Source organism: Fictibacillus sp. 5RED26, from assembly GCF_015903895.1.
In the GTDB taxonomy this organism is placed as follows: Bacteria; Bacillota; Bacilli; order Bacillales; family Fictibacillaceae; genus Fictibacillus; species Fictibacillus phosphorivorans.
On the sequence record NZ_JACZDU010000003.1, the window covers coordinates 385,911 to 407,927 of the forward strand.

Annotated in this window: 22 protein-coding genes; 3 read left to right on the forward strand and 19 right to left on the reverse strand. The window is 39.1% G+C overall.

Features of this window, described 5'->3' with window-relative positions:
• Positions 1–47: 47 nt before the first annotated feature.
• The 4 genes from IHV10_RS14805 to IHV10_RS14820 all read right to left on the reverse strand — a co-directional run bounded on the left by IHV10_RS14805 (position 48) and on the right by IHV10_RS14820 (position 3,987).
• The gene (locus tag IHV10_RS14805; protein WP_197131087.1) at positions 48–1,007 is read right to left on the reverse strand and encodes an ROK family glucokinase; all 960 of its coding nucleotides are present in this window, start codon (positions 1,005–1,007) and stop codon (positions 48–50) included.
• A gap of 13 nt (positions 1,008–1,020) precedes the next feature.
• On the reverse strand, positions 1,021–1,212 hold the full coding sequence (locus IHV10_RS14810) for a YqgQ family protein (protein ID WP_197131091.1): 192 nt from the start codon (positions 1,210–1,212) through the stop codon (positions 1,021–1,023).
• Positions 1,213–1,323: 111 nt separating this feature from the next.
• Positions 1,324–2,787, reverse strand: a complete 1,464-nt coding sequence (locus IHV10_RS14815; protein ID WP_370568840.1) for a spore germination protein — start codon at positions 2,785–2,787, stop codon at positions 1,324–1,326.
• Positions 2,788–2,943: 156 nt separating this feature from the next.
• Positions 2,944–3,987, reverse strand: a complete 1,044-nt coding sequence (locus IHV10_RS14820; RefSeq protein ID WP_197131104.1) for a M42 family metallopeptidase — start codon at positions 3,985–3,987, stop codon at positions 2,944–2,946.
• Between the two features lie 115 nt (positions 3,988–4,102).
• On the opposite strand from IHV10_RS14820, the gene IHV10_RS14825 reads away from it, so the two are divergent.
• A complete protein-coding gene (locus IHV10_RS14825) occupies positions 4,103–4,963 on the forward strand; it encodes a hypothetical protein (protein WP_197131106.1) in 861 nt (286 codons plus the stop codon).
• Here IHV10_RS14825 and IHV10_RS14830 read toward each other — a convergent pair.
• The 10 genes from IHV10_RS14830 to IHV10_RS14875 form a co-directional block, all read right to left on the reverse strand.
• Positions 4,923–5,669, reverse strand: a complete 747-nt coding sequence (locus IHV10_RS14830) for an HAD family hydrolase (protein ID WP_231618333.1) — start codon at positions 5,667–5,669, stop codon at positions 4,923–4,925. The genes IHV10_RS14825 and IHV10_RS14830 overlap by 41 nt on opposite strands.
• 2 nt (positions 5,670–5,671) lie before the next feature.
• The gene (locus tag IHV10_RS14835) at positions 5,672–5,848 is read right to left on the reverse strand and encodes a hypothetical protein (protein ID WP_197131220.1); all 177 of its coding nucleotides are present in this window, start codon (positions 5,846–5,848) and stop codon (positions 5,672–5,674) included.
• A gap of 43 nt (positions 5,849–5,891) precedes the next feature.
• On the reverse strand, positions 5,892–6,497 hold the full coding sequence (locus IHV10_RS14840) for a molybdenum cofactor guanylyltransferase (protein WP_197131111.1): 606 nt from the start codon (positions 6,495–6,497) through the stop codon (positions 5,892–5,894).
• Entirely contained in the window at positions 6,482–7,267 is a 786-nt protein-coding gene (locus tag IHV10_RS14845; protein ID WP_197131113.1) for a DUF92 domain-containing protein, read from the reverse strand. Before IHV10_RS14845 ends, IHV10_RS14840 begins: the two co-directional genes overlap by 16 nt.
• The gene (locus tag IHV10_RS14850) at positions 7,268–7,825 is read right to left on the reverse strand and encodes a 5-formyltetrahydrofolate cyclo-ligase (protein ID WP_197131115.1); all 558 of its coding nucleotides are present in this window, start codon (positions 7,823–7,825) and stop codon (positions 7,268–7,270) included.
• 108 nt (positions 7,826–7,933) lie between these two features.
• A complete protein-coding gene (gene rpmG, locus IHV10_RS14855; RefSeq protein ID WP_066242361.1) occupies positions 7,934–8,083 on the reverse strand; it encodes a 50S ribosomal protein L33 in 150 nt (49 codons plus the stop codon).
• Positions 8,084–8,182: 99 nt separating this feature from the next.
• A complete protein-coding gene (locus IHV10_RS14860) occupies positions 8,183–10,165 on the reverse strand; it encodes a glycoside hydrolase family 15 protein (protein ID WP_197131117.1) in 1,983 nt (660 codons plus the stop codon).
• A 3-nt stretch (positions 10,166–10,168) separates the two neighbouring features.
• Positions 10,169–12,580, reverse strand: coding sequence for a sugar phosphate nucleotidyltransferase (locus tag IHV10_RS14865; RefSeq protein ID WP_197131119.1), 2,412 nt, complete (start codon positions 12,578–12,580; stop codon positions 10,169–10,171).
• On the reverse strand, positions 12,580–15,378 hold the full coding sequence (locus IHV10_RS14870) for a 1,4-alpha-glucan branching protein domain-containing protein (RefSeq protein ID WP_197131121.1): 2,799 nt from the start codon (positions 15,376–15,378) through the stop codon (positions 12,580–12,582). The genes IHV10_RS14865 and IHV10_RS14870 overlap by 1 nt, the downstream gene beginning before the upstream one ends.
• Before the next feature lie 11 nt (positions 15,379–15,389).
• On the reverse strand, positions 15,390–16,037 hold the full coding sequence (locus tag IHV10_RS14875; protein WP_197131124.1) for a DUF4912 domain-containing protein: 648 nt from the start codon (positions 16,035–16,037) through the stop codon (positions 15,390–15,392).
• Between the two features lie 368 nt (positions 16,038–16,405).
• On the opposite strand from IHV10_RS14875, the gene IHV10_RS14880 reads away from it, so the two are divergent.
• Together IHV10_RS14880 and IHV10_RS14885 are read left to right on the forward strand one after the other, a co-directional pair.
• Positions 16,406–16,597: a hypothetical protein gene (locus tag IHV10_RS14880; RefSeq protein ID WP_066396184.1), complete on the forward strand. Its 192-nt coding sequence runs from the start codon at positions 16,406–16,408 to the stop codon at positions 16,595–16,597.
• A 19-nt stretch (positions 16,598–16,616) separates the two neighbouring features.
• Positions 16,617–17,081 carry a hypothetical protein gene (locus tag IHV10_RS14885; RefSeq protein WP_197131127.1) on the forward strand — a complete coding sequence of 155 codons (465 nt, stop codon included), beginning with the start codon at positions 16,617–16,619 and terminating at the stop codon, positions 17,079–17,081.
• Between the two features lie 282 nt (positions 17,082–17,363).
• On the opposite strand, the gene phoU is transcribed toward IHV10_RS14885, so the two are convergent.
• The 5 genes from phoU to IHV10_RS14910 all read right to left on the reverse strand — a co-directional run bounded on the left by phoU (position 17,364) and on the right by IHV10_RS14910 (position 21,780).
• Positions 17,364–18,023, reverse strand: coding sequence for a phosphate signaling complex protein PhoU (phoU, locus tag IHV10_RS14890; protein WP_191753821.1), 660 nt, complete (start codon positions 18,021–18,023; stop codon positions 17,364–17,366).
• A gap of 23 nt (positions 18,024–18,046) precedes the next feature.
• Positions 18,047–18,832, reverse strand: coding sequence for a phosphate ABC transporter ATP-binding protein PstB (pstB, locus tag IHV10_RS14895; RefSeq protein ID WP_370568839.1), 786 nt, complete (start codon positions 18,830–18,832; stop codon positions 18,047–18,049).
• Positions 18,833–18,878: 46 nt separating this feature from the next.
• Positions 18,879–19,757 carry a phosphate ABC transporter permease PstA gene (gene pstA, locus IHV10_RS14900; RefSeq protein ID WP_197131133.1) on the reverse strand — a complete coding sequence of 293 codons (879 nt, stop codon included), beginning with the start codon at positions 19,755–19,757 and terminating at the stop codon, positions 18,879–18,881.
• Positions 19,757–20,671: a phosphate ABC transporter permease subunit PstC gene (pstC, locus tag IHV10_RS14905; RefSeq protein WP_197131217.1), complete on the reverse strand. Its 915-nt coding sequence runs from the start codon at positions 20,669–20,671 to the stop codon at positions 19,757–19,759. The genes pstA and pstC overlap by 1 nt, the downstream gene beginning before the upstream one ends.
• Positions 20,672–20,820: 149 nt before the next feature.
• Complete coding sequence (locus IHV10_RS14910; RefSeq protein WP_197131136.1) at positions 20,821–21,780, reverse strand: PstS family phosphate ABC transporter substrate-binding protein; 960 nt, start codon at positions 21,778–21,780, stop codon at positions 20,821–20,823.
• Between the last annotated feature and the right edge of the window lie 237 nt (positions 21,781–22,017).

A 22,017-nucleotide genomic window follows, 5' to 3' on the forward strand; every position in this document is an offset into this window, starting at 1 on the left:
CTGTTTAAAATCAAAATTTAATTAACTGCCATTTACACAAGGATTAATTAGCGATTATGTTTAGCTAACCAAGCTCCTCCGATTACACCAGCATCGTTGCCTAGTGTAGCCACTTTCATTTCAGCGCCCTCTGCAACTCTCTTGAGTGCAAAATGATTAAATTTCTGCTCTAAACGCTCCATTAAAGTATGACCTGCTTTAGAGACTCCTCCACCAATAACGATCTTACCTGGGTTAATGCTGTTTGCAAGGTTTGATATCACTAATCCTAAATGAAATGTCACTTCTTCCAACGTGTCGATTGCTACTTGATCTCCCTTTTCAGCAGCTGCTACAACATCTTTAGCTTTTATATCACCCTTTTGCTCTAATAATGTATGAAGAGAGGAAGAGGTGTCTTGAAGAGCTTTTTCTTTGGATATGCGTGAGATACCTGTTGCTGAAGCTATCGTTTCTATGCAGCCCGTACGACCGCAGTTACATGGTGCTCCACCATTTGGTATAGCAGTTATATGCCCGATCTCACCAGCCATACCATTTGTTCCGTGCATGATATGTCCGTTTACGATAATTCCGCCGCCGACTCCAGTACCTAATGTAACCATCAGTAAGTTGCCTTCACCATCACCTGCACCACGCCACATTTCTCCGATTGCAGCGATGTTAGCGTCATTATCTACGATGACAGAAAGGCCTGTCGCTTTTTCTAGCTCTTCTTTTAACGGATAATCTCTCCACCCGATGTTTACGGCATGGAAGATGAATCCTGTTTTCATATCAATGAAACCAGGAGCCCCCATACCAATCGCCTCAAGCTTTTCTTTTGGTTGTGATAAGTCCTTTAGCTTTAGATGGATGGATTCAGTAATATCTGTGACGATATGCTTTCCATCTTCACTAATATTTGTAGGGATTTCCCACTTCTCTACAATATGACCGTCTAACGTTACAAAAGCGATTTTAATTGTCGTTCCACCTAAATCAACACCAACTAGCCATTTCTCCATCTTGTCTCATCCTCTATTGTAATTTATTATGTGCTGCTCGAATAATGATGATCGCATTCTTGAATTCGTTTACATCAATGAGTTTTTGTTCGTAGAGTTCTCTGACTTCTTCTTGGATCAATTCTAAATCAGCTATCTTGTTTCCTGTATATATGAAGGTTCCAAACCTTTTTAATAGCTGTTGAACATCATACATTGTTTTCATAATTATCACCTTTGTCATTATAACAAATAGTATAAGGAAAAATGCAAGCCTTCGCACAGAATTTATATACAAAAAAACAGCTGTACATGGCAGCTGTCTTTTTAATATCCATTAGCGATCGGGATCTTTCGGATGTAATACGATTGGTCTTCTGTTCTTTAAAGGCATAGGAATCCTTAAGATCACATCTCGGATGGCTTTTGGGTTAAAAGGAATGAACGGCCAGAGATAAGGGATGTGAAAGGACTTAAACGATACAAAGAACAATACGGCTAAAGTAAAGCCTATAATATATCCTGGTACACCTAACAATGCGGTTAATCCTAATAGAGAGAGTCTTAATAAACGATTTGCTAAGCTGAGCTCATACGTTGGAGTAGCAAATGTCCCTATTGCAGCTATTGCGATATAGAGAACTACTTCATTTACAAATAGACCTGCTTCAATCGCTACTTGTCCAACTACAATAGCTGAGACCAATCCTAGTCCAGTCGATACAGATGTCGGTGTATGAATGGTAGCCATCCTGAGCATATCCATACCCAATTCGATGATCACAAACTGCAAGAATAAGGGGACAACCCCAATCTCTTCAGGACCTATAAATGATAAATTTACAGGTAGTAGTTCTTTATGCACAGAAAACAAATACCACAATGGCAATAAAAAGATCGATATCCACACAGCTAAAAATCGAACAAACCTTAAATATGCACCAACGACTGGTTTCTGCCTATATTCTTCTGCATGCTGCAGATGATGCCAGAATGTTGTTGGGGTGATCAAGACAGAAGGAGAGCCATCTACATAAACCAAAACATGTCCTTCAAATAAATGAACCGCTGCAGTATCTGGTCGTTCTGTATACCTCACTAACGGATATGGATTGAGGTGACGGCCACAAATAAATTCTTCAACTGTTTTCTCACCCATCGGAAGTCCATCCGTATCAATTTTTTTCAATGAGTCTTTAATACGTTCAACGATATGGGGATCCGCAATATCATCTATATATGAAATACATACATCTGTCTTCGATCTCCTGCCTATACTCATGTACTCCATGCGGAGTGAACGATCACGAACTCTTCTTCTCGTAAGTGCGGTATTGAATACGATCGTTTCAACAAAACCATCTCTTGCCCCTCTAACAACGCGCTCAACATCCGGTTCTTCAGGTCCTCTAACCGGGTATGTTCTAGCATCAATTTGAAGGATTTCCGAAACACCTTCAACGATAAGAACTGTGGGTCCACTTAATACCCAATCGATTCCTTGATTCAGATCATCTGACGTTGAGATTTCTATATAAGGGAGATACGTCTTCATCAGCTTTACAAGTGGATCCGGATCTAATTGACCAGGCTCTAGATCGGCAAGCAGCTTCATTAAATAATGAAGAATATCATCTTTAACGAATCCATCAACCATAAATAAGGCCATTCTTCTTCCGGCATATTCTAAGTCAAGATGAATACAATCAAAACTTATGTCAACGCCTAGTTGATTTTTCATATACTGAACGTTTTCATCAAAACTAGGTGAAAGAGGTTGTTTTTTTGGCAGATATGACATTTTTTTCATCACTCCTCTGCCTATCATCTTTCACTTTATTTTTCTGTTTCATACCTTGGTCAACAACGATTACTCTAAACTTCTTCATAACTTCATTTCAGTGGCAATGAGTAGATAAAAAAGTAAAACCCTTAGCTAAGGCTAAGGGTTTGCAGACTAAACTAGAGGCGACTTCAAATAGGCGTGAATAAGCTCTGCTGTATTTTTTAATGACTTGATATGTGTACGCTCAAAAGCATGAGATGCATCAATCCCAGGTCCGATAAGACCATGCACAATATCGGCGCCAGCACGAATGGCTGCTGTTGCATCTGAACCATAATAAGGATAGATATCAACTTTATATCCGATATCATGTTTTTCCGCTAAATCTACAAGATGTTTTCTTAACCCATGATGGTAAGGTCCCCCAGAGTCTTTTGCACAGATACTTACGGTAAATTCATCTGTTGCCTGACCGTCACCGATCGCACCCATGTCTACCGCTAAATACTCGACTGTATCAGTTGGAATGTTCGAATTACCACCATATCCGATCTCTTCATTGTTACTGATCAAAAAATGGGTCGTGTAAGGCAGCTTAATGGAATTGGCCTTGATCTGTTTGATTACATACATCAAGATCGCAACACTCGCTTTATCATCTAGATGACGAGACTTCACAAATCCACTATCCATTTGTTCGAATCTAGGCTCGAAAGATACAAAATCTCCTACTGAGATTCCCGCTTCTTCAACATCTTTCTTAGAATGAAACTCTTCATCTACTCGAACGACCATGTTCTTCTCATCCCGTTTTAAATCGTTCATTCCTTTATATACGTGTGCGGCTGTCTGATGCATCATAATCGTGCCGCTAAACGTTTTTCCTGAGTTTGTATGTATAGAGCAATATTCACCTTCAATGGTATTCCAATAAAATCCTCCGATTAGGTCTAATTTTAGACGCCCATCGCTTTTAATCTCTTTCACCATAGCACCCAAAGTATCTACATGTGCGGTCAACAGGCGGTGTTTTGAATCATCCTCACCTCGAATGGTAGCAATCACAGCACCTTTGTTCGTTGTTTTAAATGACACCTGATTTTTTTCTAAGAATGATTTCATAAAATCGATTGCGGCTTCTGTATTCCCAGACGGGCTTGGGATATGTACAAGTTCTTTAATGTAACTCACGATCTCTTTTGTTTGTATTTCCATGACTCTAACCCCTCTCGTTTAACCCCTTCATACTTTTCTTGAACTCGAGCCTTCTAAATTGGACAGGATTGCATAAAATTTAGGAACAAGTTGTCCGAAAGGGAGGCTGATTTGTATGAAGTGGAGAATTTCAATTTATCTGTTAATTATTATACTTGTAATAGGTATCATCTACCAGCCGTTTGTAAAAAAAGAAGCACGTGAAAGCATTACATTCTTTCCGTTAGATAACGCTTTTTCTTTTAAGGAAGCAGACTCGGAGCTTTCATTCGTTAGAGGAACCACTTCAAACTATGACTTGCTTTGGAAGGTAAACTCAGAGACTTCTGAACGTGTTTATTTGAGGCAAGATATTGCAATGATTTTCGAGAACGGAAAACTTAACAACAAGATGACAGAATGGAAAACATCTGCTTCAAAGATTGACCTTGAAAAAGACATTATAAGTTCGATACCGGGGCTATGGGAAGCCATCTCCTTTCATCAAGGTGAAATACATCTTAGTGAAGAGAAATACCGTTCTGTACAGAGAATGAGTAAGGATTATTTATATGCAGCAAAACTAGATCAATCGTTCTCAAGTTTTCAAGTCCCTAAGGATACCGAGCGGAAAGCTAAAAATGAACTCGATGAAAAAACAAATAAATTTCTGCAGCAAACACTCACACAAACAACAAACTTCTATCAGATTGATATCAACGAATATAGCGTGATCTCATTAGAATCGTTAACAGATTATAACAGCAAACCACTACCTGGGTTCTCTCCATCCAAAAGTCAGGAGATTATAGGGAAGCTTTGGGAAGGATTATATAAAAATTACTTTTTAGGCATTACTACAAAAAATGGACAAAGAGTAAGTCCGATCGGAAGTTCGATGCCTTTCATCTTAATCAGTAAAGATAAAAAATATTTATTTGTTTTATTTCAGACAACTAACGGAGAGAACATCCAGCTGATTCAATATATCTCATGATGACTTCTATTAATTCACGGCTAGAGTAACAGTTATGATGAGGATTACTCTCATTCGTAATAGTAAATTTCAACGGATTCCACCATATAGCAGTCCACTCAGCTTGAATGGCTGGAACCATATCTAAGGAATAAGAATCACCAACATAGTATAAGGCGCTTGCTTCCGTTTTCTTCTTTACAAAATGGAAAATCTCAGGACTAGGTTTAGCCACTTTTATTTCCGATGAAATATAGATGTGTTTTTCGGGAATATCAAGTTGCAGTTGCTTTATTTTGTTTCTTTGAACGAAAGCACTTCCGTTAGAAATGATTCCGTACGTGATTTTATAACGAGTTAAGACTTGGAAAATATCCTTTATCCATGAATAGGGTTCTACAAATAAATGCACATTCTTTTCAAACAGCTGTTGAAATTGCTGTATTTCTTTCTTACTAAAATTTCTTAACCTTGCTGCACGTAATGAAGATAATAGGCGTTTACTTTGATATTCTTCTCGAGTGATCCATTCTTTTTCATACGCCTGCCAATAAAAATCACAAAAAGTCTTATAACAAGTGAACCATTTTTCTTCTAACTTCTTATCTGCGTTATCCATAGAAGTAATGCTACGAAATGCAAATAAAGAAGCCTTCTTAAAGGAGGCTTCATAATCGAACAGCGTATTGTCTAAATCAAAGAAGAATGCTGCTTTTTCCGATTGCATGGTCAAATGATTTCATCCATCATTTTAGATCGCAACCCTGGAAATGACATAGCACTGCCAACTAAGAAACGACGAATAAACGGATTGCCAAGAGCGCTATTCATCAAACGGTATCTCATTCTGTAACCGAGTACAATAGCAAGGAATATCAAAAAGCTTTTAATCACAAATCCTTTCATGTGAAAACCTCCTTGCTACTACTTTCTGTTTGGAATGCACTTTTTATTCGTCCCCTAGATTTAAAAGATCTTCTTTCGTATTAACATTCTTGAAAAAGCATGCCTCTTCTTCTTGTACTTCTATATATTTTGTGTGTTTACGGTCTAATAAGGATAAAACCTTTAAGTTTTCCTTCATTAAGTTCTCTTTCATTTGATGAAGACATGATCTCTTGTATACGCCGTTAAGTGGAAACACTTTTCCGTTCAAAACCGGGATGATGCAATCATACTCCGGATGCTCAGTAGCAAATTCCATCCATTTTCCATACATATCGCTGCTCATTCTAGGCATGTCGCAAGGGGTAACCAAATAATAATCTCCCTTTCTTTCCATCATCGCACTGTATATTCCCGCTAAAGGACCTTTTCCTTTAAAAGATTCAACATCGGCAATTAGTTCTGTGGCATAAGGATGGCTGTGCTCTAACTTCTCTATCCATTCTTCACGAACAACAGCTACGAGCTCATCTGAATGTGGAGCGATTGCATTCATCGCTTTTTCAAAAAAAGTGGTAACTCCCCATTTAGCGAACAATTTTGGACTACCAAACCTTCTAGATTCACCGCCTGCAAGAACAACCCCTATAACTTTCAACTTAGGAACCATATGTATAAACCTCCCGCAATCAGACCTCCAATAATCGTAGAGGAAAAATTCACAAGATTGTTTGTAAAAAAGGCATATCCAAATACTTTTACCGTCTTGGCACCACAATGAGTGCGGCTTTCGGTTTCTCTTTTACAAATGGAACAAACATACTTTTGTTCAAACCAAGCCCCGAAAAGGGTATCTGCTACGTTTCCTAAAAATCCAGAAATCGCAATACACATCAGAATCGTAATCGATGTGTCGTAAAGAAAATAAAAGCTAAAGCCAATTAATAATGCTCCTGTCGCTGCTGCAATTGTACCTAGACTTGATACTGCACCTGATAAGCCAGGTTCAACCTTTTTCCATTCTTTAATATGAAACGGTCTTCGCTTCGATAGGACACCTATCTCTGAAGCCCATGTATCTGCTGTAGCTGTCGCAAAGGTAGCCGCAAACACAATATGCCATAACGGATCTGAAAACGTCAGATGACCTATTGCTGCAAGTAGAGCTGCTCCACCATTGGCAAGTACTTGCCAAGCAGACCTTCCCTTTTTGTCTTCGATGTGTAATGCGTCTTGATCCTGTTTTTTGTCTTTCTTCCATTTCGTTAAAAGTGTAGAAGTTATGAAAAAGAGACCGAGTATAATCAAACCTTGCCAACCAAAAGCCTTATTAATAATTACTCCCAATATAAAAGCTGTTAAACTGCCTGCAATCGTTAGCCATTTGAATAAAGCTGACATGATGGAAAGAAGAGCGATACCTACTAGTATGATCATCATCTACCGAAATCGACCCTCTTCCGTAATAACCGTATCCACAGGGATATCATAGTTTTCATGTGGAAGAGAATTCGTAGTCTGTAAGGTGTAAGCAATTGAAAGTTTAGAACCATCATAAGATTGTAAGTAGCGATCGAAATATCCGCCACCGTAACCAACTCTGTACCCTTCTCTATCAAATACTAGACCTGGCACGATGATCATGTTCAGTTGAGACGGCTCTATGTACGAAGTAACATCAACTTTAGGTTCGTATAGATCCATATATACATTTTCTAGTTCTTCATATGAACGTATCTCTCTGAACTCCATCTGTTTATGTTTAGAGTAGCACTTAGGGACGCCGACAATCTTTCCTTCAGTCCATGCTTGGTTTATGATGTAAGACGTATCAAGCTCAAATGTTCTAGAAACGGTGATACCGATACAATTTGCCTTCTTCCATTCGTCCGTTTGAAATAAAAGATTAGATATCGCTTCGCTTTTTACCTTTCTTTCTTCTTTTCCCATTGAGAGCAACAATTGTTTTAACTTCTTTCGCCATTGTGATTTATCCATATATTAAACACCTCTATAACGTGATGTATTTATCTTATCATGAGTCTGATTGCATGAAAAAACGCCTGATCCCTCATTTGCATGGGTCTCAGGCGCTTCTACGTGAAGTTACTTTGTTTCACGGTGAACTGTGTATTTCTTTAAACGCGGGCTGTATTTTTTAAGCTCTAAACGGTCTGGATTCGTACGCTTGTTTTTTGTAGTGATGTAGTTACGATCACCAGTTTCAGTACAAGCTAAAGTAATGTTTACACGCATTGTTGTTTCCCTCCACATCTTTACCAAAGTACATTTTCATGGTTACTAACAGTCATATTCTCTATTAAACCATACCATAACATGATAACAAATTCTTTTCTAACGAGCAAGTGAGTTTTGTGAAAGTTTCTCATAGACTTTGGTATATTCTTTGAGAACATCTATAAATGTAGCATGTGACCATGTGAGAGGAGCCACTGACAAAGCCTCTCCAGTAAACGGATGCAGTTGTTCAGGTAAGACACCTGTAGAAAAACTATGTTCGTGAACCCAGCGTAAAATTTCATGAGGACGTTCTAGGTCTTGAAGTGATTTCGCACATTGCACATGCCATTTTGCAAGCCATAGCGTACAGATCAACCATGGATTCCCAGGCGCTCTTGTCATATCGTGCGTTTGTTGAAAGTAATAATCATTCGTATACCTTGCTATCCCGCCTACACCTGACTTAATGCTTAACTCTTCATTCATCTGCTGCATCGTTCGGACGATTCGTTCATCATCGGCAGGATATACACCAAACGCAAAGAGAGCATACATGCTAGATTCCATCGTGAAATCTTTTTTATAGGCGTTATCATCCAACAGATAGATACCTCTTAAAAACCTTCCTGAGTCTTCATCATACAAATGCTTTTCCATTCCAGCTTTTATTCGGTCTGCACCCTTCTTATACCTCTCCGCTCGGTCATCTTCACCGAATAGCGTCGCAAAAGAATAAGCAGCCATAAGACCCCCATATACAGAGCTTGCTGTAAAGGTAAAGATCCCTCTTCTTTCTTCCCAAAGATCATAAGAAGGCAACGGAAGGTCAAGCTCTTCTTGCATATATTGAAGCAAAAATCTCGCACTCGGACGGACTAATGATCGATAGAGAGATTGAGCAAACTCAATATCTCCTGTTTCTTTATAATGTTCCCAAAATGCCCACAGTACGAGCGCTGTTTCATCTTCTTGAATCGGCAGCTGGCTCGATCCTTCTTTATCGATCATTGGATGCCAAGATGATCCGATCGAACCGTCGGGGTTATATTTATGATGAAGGTATCCTTCTTTTGTTAAAACATCTGCACATCTGCGATAGAAGTTCTTCACCATTCCATGAAAACCCGCTTTTGCGACAGCGGCTGCTATCAGTGCCCCGTCTCTCGGCCACATGTAACTATAATGGTCGCGGTTATAATGCTGAATATCAGAATCATTGGCCGCTATGATATAACCATTCTCATTGGTTTGTGTCCGAATGATCAGTAAACTTCTGTTATATAGATCAAGAAGTTCATCAGAGAGGTTGCACGGATTGATCTTTGTTTTATTTACCCATCTCCTCCAATACACATCGATCTTATCTAAAGTTAAAGATGGACCGATCTCCATGAGGTAATCGTAGAGCGAAAACACTTCCTCTCTACTTTTTCCAACGGTTAGAGCATAGTGCACGTCTCCTTTTCCGTGTGGTGCAACAATGCCTTGTACGGAAAAAGTACTATCCACTGATCCTTGCGCGATCGGGTTTACATGAAGATGACCATCTTCTGCATCTCTCCATGTTCCTTCAGCACTTAAGAAACGCTTGACCCCTGTTGTGTACTGGTCAATCCCCTTTTGATCGAATGAACCTGCAAACAAAAAGTAACGATTCTTCTTATAGTGGATGATCACAGATTTTTCAGGATCAAAGTAAGCTGTGTCTCCCACTTCATTCTCATAGATAGTTAGATCTTGGTGGAAGAAAAGTTTGATCCTTTTTTCTTCATTTGATTCGTTTAAAACGGTGATTCTCCGCATAAACATATTTTCTCTTTGATGCACGGCATCTTCAATCTTGAGCGTTATGCCTTCTTTTGCGTTCTTTGCGTACGAGAGTGTAACGAGCGAGTCAATATGATAACCGGGCTCGATCACCCATTCTTTTGAGGAAAGCCAAGAAAAGGAGCCATTGATACTGGCTCCTAGACGGTTAACATGCCCCTGTACATGATTTTGCTGACCGACGTAAGGAAAATAGATGTCTCTGATCTGCAAATATTCATCTAAATTGATCAATAATTTTCCGTTTCCTAAAACCAAATGTCTTGGCATCTGTTACACCTGCTGATACAACTGTATTTTTTCAATATATTGCGATGCCGCTTGTTTCGCTTGTTCAGGATCCGTATTCTGAGAATACACTGTGAAAACAGGCTGCTCTACGTCTGGAAGAATAAGCGTCCATCCACCTTCAGGATGGAAAACCTTAATACCATCAAGCAATTCCACATTGTTATCACGGATATCTTCCATCAGCCTGCGCATCACTCGGCCTTTCTTATCTTTTGGACAAGGTACATATTCTCGTAGCATATGAACATCTGGAAGCATCTTTACGAGTTCAGATAATGTGATCTGCTGCATTGCCATGATCTCTAAAATATGAACAAATGCGTATTGAGCGTCGTATTGGTAATTAAGGACCCCATCCCCTACTTCCATGATAGAACGTGGGTTAGCTTTCGTTCTGATCAACTTTCCTTTTAAACGTTCGGCGATGGAATCTAGCGCAGATGATCCATACACAGGGATAGCCATCTCTTTTTGTTTACCTTGAGAAAATGCTGTGAAAACATAGAGAGCAAGCATGGTCTCTTCATCTAACACTTCACCAGTCTCCGTAATGAGACGCAATGTTTCACCCGCTTCTCCGATCAAAACTCCGATATTGGCATTTGTTACTCTTACAAAAGATGCCATTTCCTCTGGTTTCGTTTGATATGGCGCGGTAAGGATCTCACAGTTCAATCGATTATAAAGGTTAGGAATAAAGTTCAGATAAGGCTGGTGGTTGTAATTCACCACAACTCTAAACTTTGCTTCTTGGATACCCTTTTCTTGTATTTCTTCTAAAAGCGCGGAAATATAATCTTCATGTTTGTTCGCCTGTACAGCACCTTTTCCAATACGATCAAATGATGCACGTCTATAATCTTCCTGCCAATATGCATTCTCGATCTTTCTTTCAAGATCTGAATGTATTGGAAGTCCTTTTTTATCATAGAATTCGATCATCAGTTGTTTCTCTCCCGTAGGATTAGAGAACCTTACGTAAACACCACCTTCTAAGCGTTCTTCTTCGATAGAGAAACGGACAACTGGTGCGACAGTAGGACTAATATCAAGCGTGTGCACCCCGGAAGAATGAAGTCCTTGTATAAAAGATTGTTTAATCATAACTGAAAAGTCATGCGAATCACTTGCGATGATGATTTGTGATCCATAAGGGAGAACAGCTCCATAAGCTGATGCCAGTCTTGCGATATAATCTGGTGTGATCTCCACGTTAGCGATCCCAGAAACTCCTCTAGATCCAAACAAAGATTTTGTAGCTTTTTTACCCCATACGATCGAGGTGTGAACAAGCGCTTCTTCAAAGATCTCTTTTTCTGGCCAGATTTTAACATCTGGCTTTAGCGTCGCATTTTTACCTATCGTACAATGGTTACCTACTACAGCATGTTCAAAGATAGACGCGTCCTTCTCCACTTTCGTACCGTTCGCGATAGTTGCTCCTCTTAATTCACACTGATCTCCTACAAAAACATCGTTCCATAAGACTGTTTTCTTTAAAGAACTTCCTGAGCTTACTACGCTATTCTTTCCAACAACAGATAGCTTTCCGATATGAGAGCCCTTCCTGATCACTGCTCCATCTGCAATGCTGACAGGAGCCTCGATCACAGCTCCATCTTCAATAAAAACATTCTCACCGATCCAGACACCTGGCTCTTTTTCTTCTCCCGCAAATGGAAGATCCACCAAGCCGTTCAACATATCGTAATGGGATTGGCGATACTGCTGAAGGCTTCCAATATCAGACCAATATCCCTCCGCTTGATAACCAAACAAATTTTTATCTTCTTTCATTAATAGCGGAAACAAATCCTTGCTAAAATCTACCGGAACATCTTTCTCGATAAAATTAAATACTTCTGGTTCAAGTACATAGATACCCGTATTCACAGTATCACTAAAGACTTCATTCCAGCTTGGCTTTTCAAGAAATCGAATGATCTTTCCTTCTTGATTGGTCATGATCACACCATATTCTAATGGTGAATCAACTTGCTTCATGAAGATCGTAGCGAGTGAATCGTTATCTTCATGAAATTGGATACCTTTTTCAAGGTTAAAATCCGTTAACGCATCGCCGGAGATCACGATAAAACGCTCATCAAGAAATTCTTCAGCATTTTTAATGGACCCAGCTGTTCCTAAAGGAGAATCTTCAACAAAATATTGAAGGTTCACACCAAAATCACGGCCATCACCAAAATAGTTTTTGATTGCGTCTGGTAAGTAATGAACGGTAACGGCGATATCTATAATCCCAAATTTCTTAAGAAGTTCGATCCCATACTCCATTACGGGTTTGTGAAGCATCGGCACCATTGGTTTTGGCATATTGCATGTAAGAGGTCTTAAACGTGTCCCTTTTCCACCAGCCATAATTACACCCTTCATTAAACGATACCTCCCACTTTTGATGTTTGATTTTGTTTAGTCATATAGAGATCTGCAGTCTTTTCAGCAATTGAATCCCAGCTGAAAACGGTTCTAGCTATTTCCTCTCCATTCTTAGCGATGTCTTGGCAGCGTTCACGGTTTCTTAGGATATATTCTACAGCCCACACAATACTCTCTGGATCGTTAGGATATACTTTTAACCCTGTCTTTTCATGATCAATAATTTCTCTTAAACCTCCCGTATCAGAAACGATAGTCAGCTTCCCTGCAGCCATCCCTTCGAGCGCAACAATACCGAACGGTTCATAATGACTCGGGAAAAGAGCGGCATCAGCTTTTGCAAAATATTCATTTCTTTCCTCATCGCTTACGAATCCTGCTAGATGTACATAGTCTTCTAAGCTCTTCTGCCTGATCATTTCTTTTAGTTCATCCATTAAAGGACCTTTTCCAGCAATTACAAATTTGATGTGTTTGCCAGAATTCCTTAGTATATCTGCCGCTTCGATGATCGTTTGGAACCCTTTTTCTCTTACAAGCCTGCCAACCGAGAAAAGAAGAAGTTCATGGTCGTCGTGATTCCTTTCAATAGAAGGACTAGATTTAAAAGTGATCTGATCTGGATCTATACCGTTTGGCAGTATGGTTACCTTCTGTTCCGGTATGCTAAAAACCCCTGTTAACTCATTTTTCATATAGTCACTGCAGACGATCAAATGATCAGATCCATCCATAAGCTCCCATTCCTTCTGATTGATCTCGTATTGGAGTGGGGAAGTTATCCCGTTGTTCCTGCCATGTTCTGTTGCATGAATGGTAGTGATCAAAGGAATGTTCAGTTCTTTTTTAATGGCTAATGCCGAAACTGAAACGAGCCAATCATGTGCATGAATGCAATCAAAATCAATCTTCTTTGCGAGAGCCAGCGCTTGTTCAGTGATGGCCATGTTCAAACTTCCTGTCCAATGGAAAAACGACTCAAAATTCGGCTGCTTCCCGGCAACTCGGTATACATGTACACCATTATTCACCTCGTGTTCGGGATATCCCGGAACAGAAGAGGTAATAACATATACCTCTGATCCTTGCTCGACCAATTTTCTTGATAGATCAAATACATGCCTTGCTAATCCACCTACTACCATAGGAGGGAATTCCCATGAAAGCATTAATATTTTCTTCTTGTCAGCTTTTCGTTCGCTATAGTGGGACGCCACGTACTCATCATGTTTATTCTTAAAAAAGTGCCACAAATCGTTTGTAAGCATGAAGGGGTATTGGTTTTCAAACTCTGCTATTTCATTTGGATGATATGTTTTATTTTCAATCGATCGATCTAGTTCATGAAACCTCTCGATATGCTCTTGAAACCTTGACTTTGCATATTCTGCAGCACTGTTACCTTCAATGATAAATGCCCAGTCAGAGCTTGCAGCTAGCATCCATTCACGAACCATCTGATCTGCATATCGTTCAACAACGATGTTTGGTTCTTCATGTGAAAGACGTGCCGCGAGCTGGACCAGCTTTTCTTCACAATGATGCAGATGTCTATACATCCAAGCATTTGATTCGTTCAGCCATACTTCACCTGTTTGGTTTCTGCCCCATGTTGAAAAGCATGGTCTTACAGTCTCTAGATCTTGATAATGTCTAAATAAAAATTCTTGAGGTGTGATCCACGTGATGTTTTGTTCTGTTGAAACTTTCATGGATTGAAGTAAAAATTCTGGTCCTTCAAACCACCAATGTCCAAATAGCTCTGCATCAAATGGTGCAGTTATTAGTTGAGGAGGGTAAGATTGTTCGTTGGTATGTAGATATTCTGTAATGCGATGACAAAAATCATAAGCATGACTCTGCACTTTATTTAATGCCCATTCTCTTTGGTACCAGTCTTTGTTCTCCGTTTTCCCAGTTATTCTCCAATACTTTAAACCGGTATCGACTCGAATTCCTTCAGGATGGATGAAGCTCTTTATATATTCATTGTCCCTCTCATAGGCGACGTCTCGATAAAACTCTCGATAATCAAAATCGCCTGGATAGCCGACAGAAGAATTCCAAATTGTTTCAGAGATACATTGGTTTCGCGAGAACAATGCCACCCCATGCGGAGAGTATACAGGAGCTCCGATACCTTTAGATGGAACAGGCTTACTTCTGAGTAGAGTTTCTTCATCTACAAAAGTAAATTGAATACCTGCATCTGCTAACGCGATATCTACTCCGGGAGAGTAAGCACATTCTGGCAGCCAAAACCCTTTGGGCTTTTCACCAAAATACTTTTCAAAGGTTTGAACGCCTGCAAAGATTTGAGCTTTAACTCCTTGTTCAGTTTGAACATAGGGAAGGAATGCGTGGGTTGCAGAGGAAGTGATGCAATTAACCTTCCCAAGTTTCATATAGCGTTTAAAAGCATCTGTCACTTTACAATCGAATTCTTGATACGTTTCCATAATTCTTTTATATCGTTCTTCGTAAAACCCGATAATTTTTTCTTCTTCCGTATTCGAAGAATGTTTTTTTTCTTTTTTAACAAGTTTTATCGTAAGGTCTAAATGTTCTAAATAACGTTTTTGAATGACTGGATCGTTTAATAACTCCAACAAAGGCGGTGAGAACGATAAGGTCCAAGACAAGGCTTCAGGCTGATCTTCGAGTACCCATAACAACGGGATATATGTCTCAGTAAGTGCCTCAAATACCCATCTTTCCTCTAATCGATTCGCTTCTTTATGTCTCACATAAGGAAGGTGAGCGTGCAAGACTAATGAAAAATACCCGTTAGACATGTTTTACTCTCCTATCTGATTTTTTGATAATATGAATAGGTTGAAAAGTTTTCTAGCCATTCAGGCTCATCAACAATTTGATGTTTCCATCTGTCAATCTTCTCATCATGCAAACTGTTATAGAGTGCAGGACTCGTCTCAGCAGGATTTGATCTTAACAGAGTAAAAAAACTTCCATCAAACGTGCGCGTACCAATATCAACGATATATGTTCTACCAGGTTCCAAGAATTGAAGAAACCAATTGTTAGTCATCGGAGGAAGTTCAACCTCAAACGTTCGATGAGCATTGTGGCCGAAGAAATCAATGTCCGTTACGTCATAAATCTTTAGTACTGAAGGAAGTTCTTCCCAATTTGTGCGAAAATGATGTTCAGCCATATGTTTTGTTGATTCAGAAAAACTCCAATAAACATACAAGCTATCAGGGGTCCTTGGCATCAGATGAACATTAGCCTCTTCATATTCAAAAGGCATCGTCCACTTCTCTTCTTTAAGAACGGGCTGAGATGGAAGTTCATGGTGCGATGGTGTTTGTTGCTGCCGGTATTTGTTCCAGCGATACTGAACCTTTCCTAAAGACATGTTCATTCTTTGAGCGATCTCTTGAAGGGTTAAGCCGTTCTCCTTTAGTTTGACAATATCTTCGATCAAGTTCATCACCTCATCCTAATTAATTATTCTATGAAATGTTTATTTATTACCATATTTTTTATAATCGTATCACTGGATATTTTTATATACAATGTGTCAAAAAAGTCGAAAAATGGCGCTTCCTTATCCCACTTGAGATTTCCGAATATGTAAAGTTTTTGTAACCGGTTTATCTCTCTGATAATTCTGTCTATTTGACAAAGTAAGACAAAAAACGTCGTTTTCATTTCCCTCATTTTCATGCCAGTATGGATTTAAATGAGAAAATAGTCGAATTGTAGCAATTTGTGTAAACTTTTGCGAAAAACCCTATACCACAGCAGAATACTATGTTATAAAAGTAAAGGGTATAGCTTTAAATTAGGGAGGATGTTATGGAGTTTGCTATTTTTGGATTGTTACTAGTTGGTGTTATTCTTTTGATTCTTTCCTTTAGAAAAAACAAGGAAGCGTCAGTTGAAACACAGCTCGAGAACTTTACTATTCAGTTAATGAAAGAGATCTATCAAATAAAAAAGAAATTAAAAGTTCTTGAAGATGAAATGATGATTAATGATAAGAACTAATTTGTGAGGGGTAATGAGTATGACAAGCAAAAACCTTCGCGGATTTTCAGCAGGTATTATCCTTTCAACAGGAATTTTGGCTGGTTTTTATTATACGGCTGATGCTGATAAAACTTCTGAACTAACAGAAGAATCGGTAGCTCAATATCTTTCTGAAAAAGGCGAATTAGCAATTTCAAAGGAAGAGTATACTTCACTTAAAGACACTGAAACCGTTGCGGCTCCGGTTGCAAAAGAAGAACCTAAAACCGCGCCTCCAAAAGAGGAAGAAAAGGTGTATCAGATGACTTTAACAATCACTCAAGGAATGAGTACTGGAGAAGTATGTGATCTTCTACAAAAAGAAAACATCATTAAGAATAGCGATGAATTCTTAAAATATTTACGTACGAACAATTTAGAAGGTGCAGTAAGAGCTGAATCTCATCAAGTAAACAGCAAGATGAGTTTCGATGAGATCGCTAAAGAAATCACAAGTTCTTAATTCCTACATAATATAACAAAGGCTGTTTTCGTAAACTTTGTTGCTTTTGAAAGTTTGATTTCCGTTCCAGGCTGCTCGCTTTCCACGGGGCAGGCGGTGAGCCACATTCGTACGTTTCACTCTTTAAGTGTCTCACCTGCCCGCCTGTCCCGTAGGAGTCTCACACCTTGCACTACAATCAATTGTCAAAGGTGACAAGGAGTTCAAAGCAACAATCTTTTATAAAAGAGCGGTAAAAAAAAGCGAGCACTGAAGTGATCAGTGCTCGCTTTTTTTATTTGTTTAATCGTTTAAACCGTATCTTTTTCCTTTTACTAAAAAGATAATACTCTCTGCAATATTTGTAGCGTGGTCAGCAGTACGTTCAATATACCTGCACACAAACAGAAGCTGACTGATCTGAGAAAGATGTTCAGGATTTTTTGTCATAAGCTCTAATAGTTCTTTAATGATTTTCCCGTATGTTTCATCTACTTCATCATCAAGTTCCGCTAGTTGCTTCGCTAGAGCTACATCTTCTTCCACATAGGCTTTTGTAGCTGTTGTAAGCATAGCGATCGCATGATGTGCCATCTTTGGAAGCTCTTCTAATGGTTTGATGAGCTCTTGTTTTCCAATTCGAATGGTAGACTTCGCAATATTAACGGCAAAGTCAGCCATTCTTTCAATATCAGACGAGATTTTGATGGCAGCAATGATTCGTCTAAGGTCAGATGCTACAGGTGCTTGTTTAGCGATCAATAGAATGGCCATGTCGTTGATTTCATCTTCAAGGACATTGATTCGATTATCATTTTCAATAATCTGTAGGGCTTTATCGAGATCTTGATTCTTTAATGCTTCAACAGAAAGCTCTAATGCTTCCTCTGCCAATTTAGAAATCTGTACGATCGCTTGTTTCATCTCTTCTAACTGAAGCTGAAAATTTTCACGAACAACCATTTATCTCACTCCTATTTCTTTAATTAACCGAATCGTCCTGTAATATAATCTTCTGTCCGCTTATCCGCTGGATTTGAGAACAATGTGCTCGTATCTGTATATTCCACAACTTCTCCATTAAGGAAGAAAGCGGTGCGATCTGAAATACGAGCTGCTTGTTGCATGTTATGTGTCACAATAACAATGCTATAGTCTTTCTTAAGCTCTTGCACGAGCTCTTCCACTTTTAAAGTAGAAATCGGATCTAAAGCAGAAGTAGGTTCATCCATAAGAATAACATCTGGTTCGATCGCTAAGCATCTTGCAATACATAGACGCTGTTGCTGACCACCTGATAAGCCATATGCGTTCTCATGCAGACGGTCTTTTACTTCGTCCCAGATCGCGGCACCTCTTAAGCTTTTCTCAACTACCTCATCTAATACTTTTTTATTCTTGATCCCGTGAATACGTGGGCCATAAGCTACGTTTTCATAAATGGACTTAGGAAACGGATTTGGTTTTTGGAACACCATACCAACTTGTGTACGAAGTTCTTCTACGCCGTATTTAGAATCAAAAATATTCTTGTCTCTATAAACAATTTCCCCGGACATACGGACGATCGGAACCATTTCCACCATTCTGTTCAGCGTTTTAATAAATGTCGACTTACCGCACCCTGATGGTCCGATGATCGCAGTAACCTGCTTTTCAGGAATATCAAATTTAATATCTTTTAAAGCATGATCCTGTCCGTACCATAAGTTTAGATTATTGATCTTAAACACAGGTGTGAAATCCTGTTCTTTTTCATTTTTTTGAACCATTTGTTTGTTGATTGTAATATCCATGTTCTCGTCCTCCTACTCTCTATTAGAAGCGTTTATGAAACTTATTTCGGATTAATACTGCGATTGAGTTCATGATCAGCAAGATGATTAACAGAATGATGATTCCACTTGCTGCAATCATATGAAACTCTTCTTGCGGTCTGCTCGTCCAGTTATAAAGCTGTATCGGTAATACAGTGAACTGCGAGAATATGTTTTCTGGAACAAACGCTACATAAGCTAATGCACCTAATACTAATAGCGGTGCAGTCTCTCCTACAGCACGTGATAAAGCAAGAATCGTTCCTGTCAAAATTCCGGGAAGTGCTGCTGGAAACACGATTCTTCTGATCGTCTGCCATTTTGTCGCACCCATTCCGAAAGAAGCTTCTCGAATCTCTCTCGGCACGGTTCGGATCGCTTCTTGTGAAGCAACAACGATTACAGGAAGAATTAGAAGACTCATCGTCAAACCACCTGCAAGTACACTTGATCCTAAGCCAAGTAGACGAACGAAGATTGTTAGACCTAACAATCCGAATACGATCGATGGAACACCCGCTAAATTAGAAATATTAATCTGAACAAATTTTGTAAAAGCGTTCTTTTTCGCGTATTCTTCAAGATAAATTGCGGTCCCTACACCAAGAATAAAAGAAACGGGTGCTGTTACTCCCATTACCCAAATGGTACCGAGTAGCGCAGCCCATATACCAGCACGTTCAGGCATTCGGGATGCAAAGTTCGTAATAAAATCCAAACTTAGATAAGGTAAACCTTCTGATAAGATTCTGTAGATTAAAACTCCTAGTATGAGTAAAGAAAAACACGTTGCAAGGATAAATAGGAATTTAGCAACCCCGTTTGCTGCTAATCTCGTTCCCATTCTTTTTTTAACAGATTCTTTATTGATTAATGCCATTAGTATTCCTCCCTAAACTTGCGGGAAATGAATTGAGCAAGTAGATTCATGATTAATGTAAATACGAACAATGTCATACCTACTGCATAAATACTGTAATAGATCGTCGTACCATAGCCCGTGTCTCCTTGGCTGACCTGAACGATATAAGCTGTCATCGTCTGGATAGACTCCGTTACATTAATATCTGCAGTTGGTCTAGAACCACCAGCAATGGTAACGATCATCGTTTCACCAATCGCTCTAGAAATTCCTAGTACGAATGATGCAATTACTCCTGATAGTGCTGCCGGAAGTACCACTTTCATCGCTACTTCAAAGCGTGTTGCACCAAGAGCCAACGCACCTTCTCTCATAGAGTTTGGTACGGCATTCATCGCATCTTCAGACAATGATGCGATCATAGGAATAATCATGATTCCTACTACAATTCCGGGACTTAGTGCGTTAAAGATTGAAATTCCACCTGGAATGATCTTATCCAATAAAGGTGTAACGAATGTGAGAGCAAAGAATCCATAAACAATCGTAGGAATCCCAGCTAGCACTTCTAAGATAGGTTTAATAACTTTTCTTGTTTTTGCAGATGCATATTCACTTAAATAGATAGCTGCAGCAAGACCGATCGGGATAGCCACAACCATAGCAATCGCTGTTACGGTCAATGTCCCCATGATAAGAGCAATGATCCCGAAATCTGCATGTTCGTCAGATGCAAAAGGAAACCATCTAGTATTGGTGAAAAATTCTACTATTGAGATTCGGTTAAAAAATGTAAAAGTTTCTGTTAACAATGTAAAGACAATACCTATTGTTGTAAAGATAGATATGATTGCACAGATTAAAAAGAGTTTTGGAACAACCTTTTCCATTACCGCTGATTGACTTCTTGAAGACTTATTCTCCTGAATCATAGAGCGGATTGATTTTTGGTTTGATTTATCTCTGGACACCAATAAGACCTCCTATAATTCGACAATACTAAACAGGTGAAAAGGTGAGGAGATTTCTCGCTCCTCACCCTGATATATGATTCTTATTCCTTTACTTCAATAAAGGACAATTATTTACCTGCAAGCTCATCTAGCTTTTTCATTTGCTCTTCGTATTTTTCCTTTGGAAGAGAAACGTATCCGATCGTATCAGAAGAAGCAAGTTCACCTGAGTTTTCAAGAGCAAATTTCACATATTCATACACTGCTTCGTTATCTTTCAAAGATTTGTTATTAACATAAGTGAACAATGGGCGAGAAAGTGGTGCGTATTCTCCAGATTCAATCGTTTCTGGTGTTGGTTCAACTGGTCCGTTACCACCATCGATTGGAACAGCTTTGATTTTATCTTTGTTTGCTTGGTAATATGCATATCCAAAGAATCCGATTGCATCTTTAGAACCTGTTACACCTTGTACTAGTACGTTATCATCTTCAGAAAGCTGTGCGTCACGACGCATTGGTTTTTCTTCAAGGATTACTTCATCGAAGTAGTCATACGTTCCAGAGTCAGTACCCGGAGAGAAGACTTCGATTTTTTTCTTTGGCCATCCTTCACGAACGTCAGCCCATGTCTTAGCTGGGTTCTCTTCTAAGAAAATCTTCTTTAATTCATCTAGAGTAAGGTGATCAATAAAGTCGTTTTCTTTTGAAACAACTACTGAAAGACCATCTTTCGCAAGTTCAAATTCTGTATACTCAACGCCTTTATCTTCAGCTGCTTTTTTCTCTTCATCTTTAATCGGACGAGAAGCGTTAGCAAGATCTAATTCTCCACGAACGAACTTTTCAAATCCTCCACCCGTTCCAGAAACTCCTACAGGTGCTTGTACTTCAGGATTTGTAGCTTGGAACTCTTCAGAAACAGCTTCCATGATCGGGAATACTGTGGAAGATCCATCAATTTTTATCTTTCCGCTAAGATCTCCACCGCCAGCTGCTCCATCTTCACTCTTGTTTCCACATGCTGCTGCGAAAACTAGGATTAGCGACATTACTGCCAAAAGGTACACAGACTTCATTTTCTTCATCTTGATAGGTCCCCCTAAAATATGATTATTTCGTCTTATCATGTTAGAGAAGTTTTTCTCAGGTCATGACCCCTTTTTAAAAGCTTGTTTCTTTCTTACATGTTCTACAATAAACCTCCAATGTGAAGTACGTTTTAATGAATTGTAAAGGTATTGTTAAGACTGGTTTATCCATGAATATGTTCTTAGTCTTTGCTATCGGATTTAAACTATACAAAAAAAGAACCACGCCAATTA

What these genes read in the sequence shown, in the direction of transcription:
- IHV10_RS14805 (WP_197131087.1), bottom strand. Translation starts at nt 1,007, where the DNA reads ATGGAGAAATGGCTAGTTGGTGTTGATTTAGGTGGAACGACAATTAAA.
- IHV10_RS14810 (WP_197131091.1), bottom strand. Translation starts at nt 1,212, where the DNA reads ATGAAAACAATGTATGATGTTCAACAGCTATTAAAAAGGTTTGGAACC.
- IHV10_RS14815 (WP_370568840.1), bottom strand. Translation starts at nt 2,787, where the DNA reads ATGTCATATCTGCCAAAAAAACAACCTCTTTCACCTAGTTTTGATGAA.
- IHV10_RS14820 (WP_197131104.1), bottom strand. Translation starts at nt 3,987, where the DNA reads ATGGAAATACAAACAAAAGAGATCGTGAGTTACATTAAAGAACTTGTA.
- IHV10_RS14825 (WP_197131106.1), top strand. Translation starts at nt 4,103, where the DNA reads ATGAAGTGGAGAATTTCAATTTATCTGTTAATTATTATACTTGTAATA.
- IHV10_RS14830 (WP_231618333.1), bottom strand. Translation starts at nt 5,669, where the DNA reads ATGCAATCGGAAAAAGCAGCATTCTTCTTTGATTTAGACAATACGCTG.
- IHV10_RS14835 (WP_197131220.1), bottom strand. Translation starts at nt 5,848, where the DNA reads ATGAAAGGATTTGTGATTAAAAGCTTTTTGATATTCCTTGCTATTGTA.
- IHV10_RS14840 (WP_197131111.1), bottom strand. Translation starts at nt 6,497, where the DNA reads ATGGTTCCTAAGTTGAAAGTTATAGGGGTTGTTCTTGCAGGCGGTGAA.
- IHV10_RS14845 (WP_197131113.1), bottom strand. Translation starts at nt 7,267, where the DNA reads ATGATGATCATACTAGTAGGTATCGCTCTTCTTTCCATCATGTCAGCT.
- IHV10_RS14850 (WP_197131115.1), bottom strand. Translation starts at nt 7,825, where the DNA reads ATGGATAAATCACAATGGCGAAAGAAGTTAAAACAATTGTTGCTCTCA.
- rpmG (WP_066242361.1), bottom strand. Translation starts at nt 8,083, where the DNA reads ATGCGTGTAAACATTACTTTAGCTTGTACTGAAACTGGTGATCGTAAC.
- IHV10_RS14860 (WP_197131117.1), bottom strand. Translation starts at nt 10,165, where the DNA reads ATGCCAAGACATTTGGTTTTAGGAAACGGAAAATTATTGATCAATTTA.
- IHV10_RS14865 (WP_197131119.1), bottom strand. Translation starts at nt 12,580, where the DNA reads ATGAAGGGTGTAATTATGGCTGGTGGAAAAGGGACACGTTTAAGACCT.
- IHV10_RS14870 (WP_197131121.1), bottom strand. Translation starts at nt 15,378, where the DNA reads ATGTCTAACGGGTATTTTTCATTAGTCTTGCACGCTCACCTTCCTTAT.
- IHV10_RS14875 (WP_197131124.1), bottom strand. Translation starts at nt 16,037, where the DNA reads ATGAACTTGATCGAAGATATTGTCAAACTAAAGGAGAACGGCTTAACC.
- IHV10_RS14880 (WP_066396184.1), top strand. Translation starts at nt 16,406, where the DNA reads ATGGAGTTTGCTATTTTTGGATTGTTACTAGTTGGTGTTATTCTTTTG.
- IHV10_RS14885 (WP_197131127.1), top strand. Translation starts at nt 16,617, where the DNA reads ATGACAAGCAAAAACCTTCGCGGATTTTCAGCAGGTATTATCCTTTCA.
- phoU (WP_191753821.1), bottom strand. Translation starts at nt 18,023, where the DNA reads ATGGTTGTTCGTGAAAATTTTCAGCTTCAGTTAGAAGAGATGAAACAA.
- pstB (WP_370568839.1), bottom strand. Translation starts at nt 18,832, where the DNA reads ATGGTTCAAAAAAATGAAAAAGAACAGGATTTCACACCTGTGTTTAAG.
- pstA (WP_197131133.1), bottom strand. Translation starts at nt 19,757, where the DNA reads ATGGCATTAATCAATAAAGAATCTGTTAAAAAAAGAATGGGAACGAGA.
- pstC (WP_197131217.1), bottom strand. Translation starts at nt 20,671, where the DNA reads ATGATTCAGGAGAATAAGTCTTCAAGAAGTCAATCAGCGGTAATGGAA.
- IHV10_RS14910 (WP_197131136.1), bottom strand. Translation starts at nt 21,780, where the DNA reads ATGAAGAAAATGAAGTCTGTGTACCTTTTGGCAGTAATGTCGCTAATC.